This is a genomic window from Actomonas aquatica, assembly GCF_019679435.2.
Lineage (GTDB): Bacteria > Verrucomicrobiota > Verrucomicrobiia > Opitutales > Opitutaceae > Actomonas > Actomonas aquatica.
The window spans coordinates 851,303-863,809 of record NZ_CP139781.1; the positions used below are offsets into that span (position 1 = coordinate 851,303).

Consider the following 12,507-nt stretch of genomic DNA (forward strand, 5'->3'; position numbering starts at 1 on the left):
AAGCCGGTTCGGAAAAACCGAACCGGCTTGAGTTGTTTAAATTGGGTTCACTCCCCTCAGTCGCTGCCTCGGCTCAGGTCCGGGCGGGCGGAGTGATCTTGCGCTTCGGTGCCCTTTTCCAACTCGTTGCGAAACTCTCGCATCCGGCGCTTCTGCTCTTCGGTCGAGGACACGTCTTTCTTCGGGTGGATTTGTTTTTCAGAGGCCATACCTGCACTGAACAGTTTCCCGCCAAACGGTTCCCGCTTTCCGGGTAGTGAGGCTCACGCCGCCAAAGCGTGGCCTTGGCTGGCCGGGGCCACCGGACGAGCCGCCGCCTCGTGATGCTGCCAGAGGATCGCACGCACTCGCGTCAGATCACGCACCGGCAGGTCGGGATCGAGTCGATCGAGATGATCGAGGCAGGCGCGAGTCGACGGGAAACCGAGCCACTCCAGCACCGCAAACATCGTGCCGCGCTCCCGCACCGCGTTGAGCTCGGCCCACTCCGGCAGGCTTTCGCGCAGATCGGCATGCGCCGCGACCAGCAGCGCGATCACCGGGTTCTCCAGAAAGTCCTCCGTCAGCGCCGGGGTGTAAGCCAACGCCGCCAGCGCATGCAGGCGATGGAAGCTGAACCGCTCCACCAGCTGCCCCCATTCGCTCGGACAGAACTCCAGGTAGGCATTCCACTGGCGCTTGGTCAGCGACACCGCCCCGTTGCAGAACGAGTCACTGCGCGGGTCCGGCGTGTAGGGGCGCCACAGGCCCGGGGCGATTTCCTTCTCAAACGCGACCTCGGGCCACATCGTCACCCGATGCCCGACCCCGTGGTGATACCACAACAGCTCCGGTCCGTGGCGCGGCGGCACGGGTGCGTTGCTCGCGCGACGGCGGTTTTGGGAGGAGCGGGACGAGGAAGAACGGCGGCGAGTGGTGAAGTTCATGCCGCGCATCCTACGCGTGGGGGTGAGACATAGGTTGTCCCATACCAGAAAATTCCTCAAAAAACTTCCATGCCTCCCGATTCCGCTGCCGGCTTCCGCTCCCGCTTCTCTGTCGAACGTATGCTTCGCATTCACGAACGGCTTCGCGATGGCGACGCCGTCAACTGCACCCAACTGGCCCGCGAGATGGAGGTTTCCCGCAAAACCATCCAGCGCGACATCGACCACATGCGCGACCGCCTCGGCCTGCCCCTCGAGTATGATCGCGCCGCGCACTCCTACGCTTACACCGCCCCTGTCGAAGCCTTCCCCACCGTGCAGATGAGCGAAGGCGACGCGGTCGCCCTCTTTGTTGCCGAGCGCGCTCTGGAGCCCCTTCGCGGCACCCCGCTCTTCGACCGTCTGCGTGCGACCTTTGATAAGCTGACCGCCAACCTCAAAGGCACCGTCGACATCACCGCCGACGATCACGATGCGGTTTCCTTTCGTCACTTCGGCGAAGGTCGCACCAATGCCGCCGCCTTCGACGCCCTGCAAAAAGCCCGCGACCAACACCGCGAAGTGACCTTCAATTATCGCAAGCCGGGCGCTGAATCCGCGACCGAAGAGCGCCGCGTGCGCCCCTACCATCTCACCCATCGCGACAATCTCTGGTATCTCGTCGCCTACGACTGCGCGCGCGCGGCCCTGCGCACCTTCGCCTTGCCTCGCATGAGCGAAGTCAACCTCACTCGCACCCGCTTCGAACTCCCCGCCGATTTCGATCCGTCCGCCTTTTTCTCATCGGCTCTGGGGGTCGTGGAGGGTAAAGGTGATTTCGCGATCCACATCCGCTTCGCCGCCACCGTCGCCCATCGCATCGAGGAACGCGACTGGCACGAATCTCAACGCCTCGAACGGCGCCGCGATGGCTCGGTCGATCTGCACCTGCGCCTCAGTTCGCTCGTCGAGATTGAGCGCTGGGTGCTCGGCTGGGGCGACCAGGCCGAGGTGCTGGCTCCGACCGAACTCCGCAACCAACTCGCCCAAACCACCGCAGCGATGGCCGCCCGCTACAACTGAAGCGCCCCCTTGTCCCCATACCGTTTCGTCCCCAGGCTCTCGTTTTACCCCACCCCATGAAACAACTCCGCCTCGTCTGCGGCCTTCTCGCCATGTGCGCCGCCCCTCTTCCCCATTCGCTCGCTGACTCTCCCGTATCCGACCCGTGGGCACCGCTGGATGCCCGGCCCAACCCCGCGTGGTGGTCCGACGCCAAGTTTGGCCTCTTCATCCACTGGGGCCCCTACGCCGTGCCCGCCTTCTCTGCGGAGAAACAATACGCGGAATGGTATTGGATGGCGCTCCGAGACCGCAGCCGGCCCGACCACGCCGCCGTCAAAGCCTTTCACAACGCAACCTACGGTCCCGACTTCGACTACCGCGACTTCGCGCCCGATTTCACCGCGCAGTTTTTTGATCCTCAAGCCTGGGCCCAGCTCTTTGCCCGCTCCGGAGCCCGCTACGTTGTGCTGACCTCCAAACACCACGACGGCTTCGCCCTCTGGCCCAGTGCCGAGGCCTCCCGCACATGGGGTCGCCCGTGGAACGCGGTGGAGGTCGGTCCTCAACGCGACGTGCTCGGCGATATCGCGACCGCGACACGCGAAGCCGGACTGAAATTCGGCATCTATTTTTCGCTCTACGAATGGTTCAACCCACTCTACCGCGAAGACCCCGAACGTTACGTCGCCGAACACATGATGCCTCAGTTCAAAGACGTGGTGACGCGCTACGCACCTGCCGTGATTTTCTCCGACGGCGAATGGGATCACCCTTCGGCCACCTGGCGTTCGCCCGAACTCCTCGCGTGGTTATTCAACGAGTCCCCGGCCGCCGCCGATGTGGTTGTAAACGATCGTTGGGGCTCCGAAACGCGCCACGCCCACGGCGGGTATTATACCACTGAATACGGTTCCGGCATGGCCGACGCCACGTATCCGTGGGAGGAGAACCGCGGCATGGGCCATTCCTACGGCTATAGCCGCACGGAGAACCTCGCGGATTACACGACCGGACGTGAGTTCATTCTCATGCTCGCCGACATCGTCAGTCGCGGCGGAAACTTCCTGCTCAACATCGGTCCCACCGCCGACGGTCGCATCCCTGTCATCATGCAACAGCGCCTCACCGATATCGGCGACTGGCTCGCGATCAACGGTGAGGCGATCTACGGCACCCGCCCGTGGATACGCTCAACCCAATGGAGTGCGGGCACGGTGCGCGACCAGGAACGCGGCCAATACAAATCCGGTTACGACATCCTAAAACTGACCGTCGCCCCCGAAGCCGGCATGGCCGTCAAAGAACTCATGTTCACCCGCCAGGGCTCCGACCTCTTTGCGATCTGCCCCGCGCTACCGCCGACCCAGCTGCGCATCCGCGATCTCACCCCGGCCACCGACACCCTCGTCACGCTTCTGGGCTATGCCACGCCGCTCGCATGGACCACCGAGGGCGACGATACCCTCATCACGCTTCCCGATCTCGATGTGAGTCGTGACGGTGGTCGCGCGGCCTACGTCTTCAAACTCGCCGGCGCGCTGGAGTGATTCCCCAGCACCGCCCACAAAAAACCCGCGCCGACTGGGGCGCGGGTCGCAAAACGAATCCTGAGAACGGATGATTAACCGTAGATCTCCGACTCCTCGAAGAAACGAGCGAGTTCGATCTTGGCGTTCTCGTCGCTGTCGGAGGCGTGCACCACGTTGACCATCATGTCGGTGCCGAAGTCACCACGGATGGTGCCCTGCGGGGCCTTGGTGGAATCCGTCGGGCCGAGGAGCTCGCGCACCTTGGCGACCACGCCTTCACCCTTGAGGGCGGCGACCACCACCGGGCGAGAACTCATGAAGTTCTCAATCTCGGGGTAGAACGGCTTGTCCGCGACGTGCGCGTAGTGCTCACGGAGCTTCTCCGAAGTGAGCTGGATCATCTTGGCGCCGACCAACGAAAAACCGGCCGCTTCGAAGCGAGCCAGCACTTGGCCAACGAGACCCTTTTCCATGCAATCGGGCTTAAAGATAATGAATGTCTTGTCCATAAAACCGCGGACTGAACCAAGCCAGCACCCATAAGGCTAGCTCATTTTCACGGCTTAATAATCAACTACACCCAGCGCAGGATATGCTCCGCGGTGCGCCGTCCGCTCTCCATCGCTCCCTGAATCGACGCGGTCGAACATGCATCTCCGCAGCGCCAAATGCCTGGCGCGATCGGCCCTGTTTCAATTCGGTTGAGCTGTTGGCGCATCGGCAGCGCTTGTGGCACCCATGAGTGACGCAGCAGCTTCCACCCGGCGACCTCACGCTCGCCAAACCACTGTGCCAGCTCCGCGCGCGCCGCGTGTTCGATATCGGTCTCATCGCCCTGCACCGAGGCCTTGATCCCCGCCATCAGTAGCGAGCGGTTCGCGGGCGCGTAATCCGGGGCGATCGCATCCATCCAAGCGGCATGGTTCACAATGCCCTTCGACGTGCCGTTGAGCATCAGCAACGGACTACGCTCTTGGCGTCCCTCCACCGCAAAATACAAACACCGCGCACCGTTCCATCGTGCGGGCATGTCCTCCACTCCGAGCTTCGCCGCCGCTCCGGGTTCCAGCGCCAAAACAATGTGATCTGCCCGCCACGCACCGCGCGACTCGGTCCAGACGCGTCCCGGTTCAACCGCTGTGGCGCGTTCATTCAGCGTGATGCCTCCTTCCGGCAGGCCCCCCGCCAACTGGCGCGGAATCTCGCCCATCCCCTTAGCCGGCACCGCCGTGCCTCCGCGGGCAAACATGCCGAAGACAAACTCCAGCATGCGACTGGACGTGCTCAATTCATCCTCGAGAAAAATCCCTGACAACCACGGCCGCCAAAACGCGTTGATCATCTGCGTGCTGAAACCCCGACGCTGCAACGCGGCCAGCGCCGTCGTCTCCGGCTGCGTCCAGTGCGAAGTTTCGTCGCCCTGCGCCGCCTGCAACGCCCACTGCACCACCTTGAGTTTGTCGCCAGCGCTGCCGATATCGGCCGAGAGGCTGCGAAACAGGTCTGTCCAACGCCGCCGCGGATCCGCCACCGTCGCCCAATCAGAACCATTCCAGACTTTCGCCCCCGGCCAGAATTCCTGCAAATCCAGCGCCTTCAGGTCGAGCCAGCGCTGCACCTCCGGATACGCCGTCAACAACACCTGAAAACCGCGATCCAAGCGAAAGCCGTCCACCACATCGGTGCGCACGCGACCTCCCACGCCGTCGCTGGCCTCGATGATCTGACAGGTTACACCCTCGACCTGCAGACGCCGAGCGCAGGTCAAACCCGCCAAACCTGCGCCCACGATGACAACGTTTTTCATTACACCTCCAGCGATGCCGCAATCGTGCGCGCCAAGGCAAGGCCCGATATCGCCGCTCCCTCCACTCGAGGTCCTCCAAACGCGTCGCCACAAAACCCAAGACCGAGTTCCGGCAACCAAACGCAACGCTGCCGATGCTGCGTGCGTGGCTCACTGAAGCGCCAGCGATGCAAAGCGCGCGACTCCACCAGCGCGTCACCCAACAGCGGGCGCAAAGCCGGCAACACTTGCTCAAAAACCTCCGCCTCCGAGTCGCCATAATGGTCCTCAGAAAAACTCCGATCCAAGTGCACCGTGATAGCCGCTTTCGCGCCCTGCTTGATGCCCTTGCTCACGTTATCCACGACCCAGCGAATTGGCCCGTCAGTGAGTTCGAGTCCGTTCTCCGGCACGTTGCTGGGACGATCCAAAACCAGCATCAACGCGAGGCAGGGATAATAATCACAGCGCTCCAAGTCCTCCCGCACGCCGGTCGGCAGCATCACGCCCCCGGCATCCAAAAGCGCCAGACTTTGCGGCACCGGGGAACTCAGGATCAACCGATCTGCGTGCAGCATGCCCTCGCCTTCCACGTCGATTTCCCAGCAACCGCAGTCATGGCGTTTGAGTGAAGAGACCTTGTGGCGCATGCGCACTGGCAGGCACTTGGCCAACGCCTTGGCGAGGCCAGTCATGCTCGGTCGCGCGACCCAACGATTGGAGTCCTCGCCGCCCCAGCGGGCCATCGCGCCGTGTCGCCCCCAGCATTCGACCAATGCTTCGAAATACTCATCCCGCACGTTGAAGAACTGTGCGCCCTGGTCGAAGACCGCATCGCCAATGCGCTTCGTCGACATGCGTCCGCCCACGCCACGACTCTTCTCCAAAACCTGCACGTTCGCCCCCCGCGACTTCATTTCGCGGGCAAAGAGCAGACCGGAAATTCCGGCGCCAATGACGATCGTGCGGTTTCTCATAGACCAGTGTTCCTACCGAGCACATGCCGCAGGGCTTTCTCAAGCGACGGATGCAAAAAGTTGAAACCGTTTTGTGACAGAACGGTCGGGTGCACCCGCGCATCGGCCAACAGCGCTTCATCAGCAATTTCACCGAGCGCGAGCTGCAACGGCCAACGCGGCAACGGTAACACCGCCGGACGGTTCAGCACGCTGCCCAAGGTATCGGCAAACTCCTCCTGTGGCACCGGCCAAGGCGCGGTGAGATTCATTGGCCCGCTAATCGCGTCGTTCTCCAGCGCAAAGGTGCAGGCCCGCAGCCAATCGTCCAAACTGATCCAGCTCTGGTCCATTTTGCCGCCCGCCATCGGACCGCCCAGTCCCAGCCTGAACGGCAGCAGCATCTTCGCCAGCGCGCCTCCCGCCGGACTCAGCACCACGCCAGTGCGCAGCAGAACCAACCGCGTGCCCAACGCTTCCACCGGCCGAGCCGCCTGTTCCCACGCCGCACAAACCTCCGCCAAAAAGCCATCTCCTTGCTCGCTCTCTTCGTCTTGCAGCTGTCCCTGACCATCCGGCCCGTAGTAGCCCACCGCAGACCCACTCAGCATCACCTGCGGTGCGCGCGGCAACCGGGCGAGCGCCTTCACCAACGTCGTGGTTCCGTGAATACGGCTGCCACGAATCGCGGCTTTGCGCGCGCTCGACCAGCGTCCGCTCGCGATGCCAACGCCGGCGAGATGAATCACCGCATCGCAGGCGAACCCTTTGGGCCACTCCACGTCGCCGCCCTCTGCCGGCTGCCAGCGAATCTCGTCCGGCGTTCGCGGCGCCCGGCGCACCAGCGTGTAAACCGTCCAGCCCTGCGTGCGCAGAAACGGCACCAGCGCGGAGCCGATGAGCCCCGACGCCCCGCTCACCACGACCACCCCGCAATCACGTTTGAGCGCCCCCGCAAGGTCAGCCGCCGTCACCGCATGGCGATACGTGAACATGCGATCCAAACGCGCTTCCACCAATCCCTCCGCTACGCCGGAAAACGGTTCCAGCGGCAGCCGGTATTCGATGTGATCGGTCAGCCAACACCCGCCGCCTTCCGCTGGCTCAAAGCGATGGGTGTGCTCCCAAAACGCGAAAGGCCCAGCCAACTGCCGGTCGCAAAACTGGCGGTCCTTTTCATAACCAAAATGCTCCGCCACCCAACGCACCCAGACGGGGCCCATGCGCGAGCGCAGCACAGCTCGCTGTCCGTCGTGCTCGCCCTCGCCTTCCTGCTCCACCTCCACCTGTTCCCACGGCGGCGTGAGGCGCTGGAACGCGCCCCGTCGTTCATGCCAGGCGAACGCCTCGGCGGCGGTGCACGGCAGATGTATCCGTCGTTCAAACACGCGTGTTTTCACGTCACGCCCTCCTTCCCGCTCGTCTTGCGGACGCGCCGACAACGTTCCGAACAGGTCAGGACTTCATCCCACACACGCTCCCATTTCCGCCGCCACGTAAACGGCCGACCACAGACCACACAATCCTTGGTCGGCAGATCGGCTTTCTTGCGCATGCGGGACATGAACACAAAGGATTCACGCTCGCTGCGAACGCAAGTGACCGGCCTTCTAGCCATCACCACGGCAACTCCTCCTGCTTATCCGGCGCCGGCACCGCGCCGCCGGCCTTACGGATGACCGCGGCGCGCTCGCGAATCGCCCGACGGCGTTCATCCGACAAGCGATCCAAATTACGCACCTGAAACTGCATGCGCCGATTCCCTCGCAGCAGCGTTTCATGCCGCTCCAGAAAGTCCCAATACAACGTCGTAAACGGACACGCCTTTTCGCCCACCGCCTCCGCGGGATCGAAGGCACAGCCCGCACAGTAGTTGCTCATGCGTTGGATGTATTTGCCGGTCGCCACGTAGGGCTTCGAGGCCATGCGCCCACCATCGGCAAACTGCGACATGCCCATCGTATTGGGCAGCTCCACCCACTCCACCGCGTCCACGTAAACGGCCAGATACCATTCGTGCAGTTTTCGCGGATCGATGCCGAGCAGCAGCCCGTAGAGCCCGGTCACCATCAGGCGCTGAATGTGGTGTGCGTAACCCCGTTCCAGCGTTTGTCCGAGCGCGTCCCGCAAACAGCGCATCTCACATCTCCCCGTCCAATAAAACTCCGGCAACGCTTCCTTCGCGCGCAGTGCGCTACGCTCCACGTAGTCCGGCATCTCCAGCCAATACAGCCCGCGCACATACTCCCGCCAACCCAGGATCTGTCGCACAAACCCTTCGGTCGCCGCCAACGGCGCATCACCGCGTCGATAAGCCTCCACGGCCGCGTCCACCACCTCACGCGGCGGCAACAGCTTCAGGTTCATCGCCGCCGAGATGCGCGAGTGAAACAACCACGGTTCCTCCGTCCACATGGCATCCTGATACCGCCCAAACTGCGGCAGCCGGTGTTTGATAAAATCCGTGAGCGCGCGGCGCGCCTGCTCTGTCGTGACCGGCCAATCGAAGTGCGACAGATTTCCCGGATGATCGCCAAACCGGCGCTCCACCAACGCGATCACCTCCTGCGTCACCGCGTCCGGTGCAAACGACATCGGGGCTTTCATGTCCGCCGGCGGACCGTCTTTGCCGAAGCTTTCCCGGTTGTCCGCGTCGTAGTTCCACTCGCCGCCCTCGGGTTTGCCTTCGTCGTCGATCAGCACGCCGTGACGCTTGCGCAACTCCCGGTAAAAATACTCCAGCCGCAGCTGCTTCCGTCCCTTGGCGTGGACGCGGAAATCCTCCCGACTGCTGAAGAAGTGACGGTCTTCGCGCAGCTCCAATTCAACGCCCGCGCGCTTGGCCGCCGCCTGCAACTGCTGCTCCACTCGCCAATCGCCCGTCTCCACCGCGATGAGTTTCTGAGCGTGGTGTCTCCGGACCAAGCGCTCCACTTCCGAGTCCAGGGCCTGCGTATTGGCCCGGTCATCGAGCTCCACGTATTCGACCGGCCAGTCGTCCTTCTCCCGCAGCCGATCGCGAAAATGCCGCATGGCGGAGAGAAACAGCGCGATGCGAATTTTACTCGACCAAACGTGCGTCGATTCCGCCGCGACCTCCATCATCGCGACGCCATCCTGGTCTGCATCGAAACCGTCGAAAGCAGCCGACGCTTCGTCCAGCTGGTCGCCGAGCACCAGGACGAGATGACGATAGTGACGCACGCCCATCGGCCTCAGTTTTTCTTCAACTCTTGATACGCCGCGAGCGCCGCGTCTCGCGCCTGTTTGTGGTCAACGACGGGCTCCGGGTAGTTTCCGCCGAGATCCACTCCGGCATACTCCAGCACCTCCGCCGGTGCTTCCCACGGGGCCTGCAGGTATTTGTCGGGCAGCTTGGCGAGCTCCGGCACCCAGCGCCGCACGTAGTCGCCGTCGCCGTCAAATTTGTTGCCCTGCAACACCGGCGCAAAGATCCGAAAATACGGCGCGGCGTCGGCCCCGCAACCCGAGGTCCATTGCCAGCCGAGGGTGTTGGCGGCGAGGTCCGCATCGACCAGGGTGTCCCAAAACCACTCCGCGCCCTTCTGCCACGGCCGCCGCAGGTGTTTCACCAGAAACGACGCGACCACCATGCGCACGCGGTTGTGCATCCAGCCCGTCGCCCACAACTCACGCATGCCCGCATCGACGATCGGGTAGCCGGTCTGACCGCGCTGCCAGGCCTTGAGCTTGTGGCCACCCGGATCATCCGCCCACGGAAAGTCGGCAAACTCCTCGCGCAACGGCTGCGTTGGCGTGTGCGGGAAGTGATAGATCAGGTGGTAGGCAAATTCGCGCCAGCCCACTTCCGATAAAAACACCCGCGCGCCCTTGCTGGTCGGAAACACGCCCCGGCTGCGGCCCTTTTCCTCCGCCGCCGCCCAAATCTGGGCTGGCGAGATCTCGCCGAAATGCAGGTGCGGCGAAAGCCGCGAGGTGCCATGCACACCCGGAAAGTCACGCTGGCCGTCATAGTCGTCCACGGCGTCGCCCATAAACTCGCGTAGCGCCGCCTGGGCCCCCGCTTCGCCCGGTGTCCAGCGATCGCCGAAGCCATCCGCCCAATCCAGTTTCGGCAACAGCTTCAGGTCGGCCACCTCCAACGAGTCCGGCCACTGCCCCGGCCGCGGCCACTCTTTCGGCGCGCCCGGCCCCACCTTCGGTTGGTCCATATCGAGGCAATGCCGCCAATACGGGGTGAAAACCTGGAACGGTTTGCCCTGCTTGTTCTGCACGGTGTGCGGCTCGTGCAACAGCGCCCCGTTGAAGCTCCGCACCTCGAGTCCGTCGCGCGTGAGGGCCTCTTTGATATGTTTGTCCCGCTCGATGATAGCCGGCTCGTATCGTCGCGTCCAATACAGCGCGCCAGCGCCCAGCTCTTTGATCAGTTGCCCCAACACCTCCGCCGAATTGCCCTGCCGCACGATCAGTCGCCCGCTCCGCTCTTGGATTGCCGCCGCCAGAGCCGTCAGCGAGTGATGCAGCCACCAGCGTGAGGCCCCACCCATGGCCCACGCCCCTTCGGCCGCGTCATCGAGAATATAGACCGGCACGACCGCCTCGCCGCGATCCACCGCTGCGGCCAACGCCGCGTGGTCCTGCAGGCGCAGGTCTTGACGCAACCAAACGATCGTAGGGGCAGCTTTGGACATGGCGGCACCGAAACCAAACCGGTCTGCAGTGCAAGTGGCGGACGAGATTCATCCGCCAACCCGAACCGCGACCGGCTCACGCGCCCAATTCTTCGTAAAACGCGTCGTAAACCTCAGCGGCCTTTTCCCAACTGAAATCCCGCCCCATACCGCGTTGCTGCACCGCATCGTAGGCGGCGCGGTCCATGCGCAGATCCAGCGCACGTTCGAGCCCGCCGGCCAATCCCGCCGCCGTCGGCTCGATCAAAATACCCGTGCCGTCCGCCGGCTCGTCGTCGATGTCCGTCACCGTGTCGATGAGCCCACCGACCCGCGTGACGATCGGCACTGCACCATAGGCTTGGGAATACATCTGGTTGAGCCCGCACGGCTCGAAGAGCGACGGCATCACAAAAAAATCGCTGCCGGCTTCGACGAGGTGGCTGAATTTTTCGTCGAGCACCTTGCGGAAATACACCTTGTCCGGCAACGCATCGGCCAGTTCCTGCATGCCTTCCTCCAGCAGGCCGTCGCCACTACCCAGCACGATCAGGCGCACGTTCTCGCGTTCGAAGAAGGCCCGGTTGGCCAGCAGCAACTGCACGCCCTTTTGTTCCGTCAGACGGCACACCATGCCGAAGACCGGACCACTGAACCGCGGGTCAAACCCCGCCTTCTTCAGCAACTCCGAACGGCACAGCTTCCGGCCGCCCAAATCCGCCGCGCTGAAGTTGCCCGGCAGCAAAGCGTCGGTCGCGGGGTTCCAGGTGTCGGTATCGATGCCGTTGAGGATCCCCAGCAGGTCATCGGCCCGCAATTGCACCACGCCGTCCAAGCCGCAGCCGTAGTCGCTGGTCTGGATCTCCTCGGCGTATTGCGGACTCACCGTGGTGATCCGATCCGCGAAGAGGATGCCCGCCTTCATCATGCTGGCCTGCCCGTAATACTCCACGCCATCGATGCCCATCAGCTCAGTGGGCAGATTGGTGCGGTAAAACGACTTCATCGGGAACAGCCCCTGGAAGGCCAGGTTGTGAATCGTGTGCACCGTGTGCATCGCCAGATTCACCCGGTGCCGCTGCTCGGTCGCGCGCAGCAACAGCGGCAGCAAGCCGGTCTGCCAATCGTGCCCATGCACCACATCGGCATCGAGATTGGTCAGCCGCATGACCTCCACAACGGCCTTGCAAAAAAAGATAAAGCGGTGGTGGTTGTCTTCGTAATCCCGCTCGCCGTTGCCATACGGCGCCTTGCGGTCAAAGAACTCCTCGCGGCAGATCAAGTGCACCGTGAGGTTGGGAGCGGGAGAAAACACTCGCACATCTCCTGTCATAAACATATCCCCCATCTCGATCCGCAGCCGCCGTGTGCGCCGCAACAACGGTTCCACCTCCGGATGTTCGAGCACCGAGCGGTAGCCGGGGAGGAATACCGTCACCTCGTGATTCTTTCGCGCCAACGCTCGTGCCAGCGACCCTACCACATCGGCCAATCCCCCGGTCTTCACGTATGGGAACATCTCACTGGCCACGTGAACAATTTTCATCGTCCACGGATCGGACGAACTCCCCGCGGTGTCCACCGCAAAACACCACTTCACCCCCTGTCCTATCC

At 63.2% G+C, this 12,507-nt stretch carries 12 protein-coding genes; 2 read left to right on the forward strand and 10 right to left on the reverse strand.

Features of this window, described 5'->3' with window-relative positions:
• Nucleotides 1-56: 56 nt before the first annotated feature.
• Nucleotides 57-209 (reverse strand): hypothetical protein, encoded by a 153-nt coding sequence (locus tag K1X11_RS03245; RefSeq protein WP_221032518.1) that lies wholly within the window; start codon nt 207-209, stop codon nt 57-59.
• A 54-nt stretch (nt 210-263) separates the two neighbouring features.
• Complete coding sequence (locus tag K1X11_RS03250; protein WP_221032519.1) at nt 264-926, reverse strand: hypothetical protein; 663 nt, start codon at nt 924-926, stop codon at nt 264-266.
• A gap of 69 nt (nt 927-995) precedes the next feature.
• Between K1X11_RS03250 and K1X11_RS03255 the strand changes: the two genes are divergently transcribed.
• Both K1X11_RS03255 and K1X11_RS03260 read left to right on the forward strand, forming a co-directional pair.
• Nucleotides 996-1,988: a helix-turn-helix transcriptional regulator gene (locus tag K1X11_RS03255; RefSeq protein ID WP_221032520.1), complete on the forward strand. Its 993-nt coding sequence runs from the start codon at nt 996-998 to the stop codon at nt 1,986-1,988.
• A 56-nt stretch (nt 1,989-2,044) separates the two neighbouring features.
• Nucleotides 2,045-3,517 (forward strand): alpha-L-fucosidase, encoded by a 1,473-nt coding sequence (locus K1X11_RS03260; protein WP_225919635.1) that lies wholly within the window; start codon nt 2,045-2,047, stop codon nt 3,515-3,517.
• A gap of 74 nt (nt 3,518-3,591) precedes the next feature.
• On the opposite strand, the gene ndk is transcribed toward K1X11_RS03260, so the two are convergent.
• The 8 genes from ndk to glgA form a co-directional block, all read right to left on the reverse strand.
• The gene (ndk, locus tag K1X11_RS03265; RefSeq protein WP_221032521.1) at nt 3,592-4,008 is read right to left on the reverse strand and encodes a nucleoside-diphosphate kinase; all 417 of its coding nucleotides are present in this window, start codon (nt 4,006-4,008) and stop codon (nt 3,592-3,594) included.
• Between the two features lie 65 nt (nt 4,009-4,073).
• The gene (locus K1X11_RS03270) at nt 4,074-5,306 is read right to left on the reverse strand and encodes an NAD(P)/FAD-dependent oxidoreductase (RefSeq protein ID WP_221032522.1); all 1,233 of its coding nucleotides are present in this window, start codon (nt 5,304-5,306) and stop codon (nt 4,074-4,076) included.
• Nucleotides 5,306-6,262, reverse strand: coding sequence for an NAD(P)/FAD-dependent oxidoreductase (locus K1X11_RS03275; protein WP_221032523.1), 957 nt, complete (start codon nt 6,260-6,262; stop codon nt 5,306-5,308). Before K1X11_RS03275 ends, K1X11_RS03270 begins: the two co-directional genes overlap by 1 nt.
• Nucleotides 6,259-7,641 (reverse strand): TIGR01777 family oxidoreductase, encoded by a 1,383-nt coding sequence (locus K1X11_RS03280; protein ID WP_221032524.1) that lies wholly within the window; start codon nt 7,639-7,641, stop codon nt 6,259-6,261. The genes K1X11_RS03275 and K1X11_RS03280 overlap by 4 nt, the downstream gene beginning before the upstream one ends.
• The gene (locus K1X11_RS23410; RefSeq protein WP_221032525.1) at nt 7,638-7,805 is read right to left on the reverse strand and encodes a DUF2256 domain-containing protein; all 168 of its coding nucleotides are present in this window, start codon (nt 7,803-7,805) and stop codon (nt 7,638-7,640) included. The genes K1X11_RS03280 and K1X11_RS23410 overlap by 4 nt, the downstream gene beginning before the upstream one ends.
• 53 nt (nt 7,806-7,858) lie before the next feature.
• On the reverse strand, nt 7,859-9,451 hold the full coding sequence (locus K1X11_RS03285; protein ID WP_225919637.1) for a cryptochrome/photolyase family protein: 1,593 nt from the start codon (nt 9,449-9,451) through the stop codon (nt 7,859-7,861).
• 5 nt (nt 9,452-9,456) lie between these two features.
• Complete coding sequence (locus tag K1X11_RS03290; protein WP_221032527.1) at nt 9,457-10,914, reverse strand: cryptochrome/photolyase family protein; 1,458 nt, start codon at nt 10,912-10,914, stop codon at nt 9,457-9,459.
• Between the two features lie 76 nt (nt 10,915-10,990).
• A complete protein-coding gene (gene glgA, locus K1X11_RS03295) occupies nt 10,991-12,439 on the reverse strand; it encodes a glycogen synthase GlgA (protein WP_221032528.1) in 1,449 nt (482 codons plus the stop codon).
• Nucleotides 12,440-12,507: the final 68 nt, after the last annotated feature.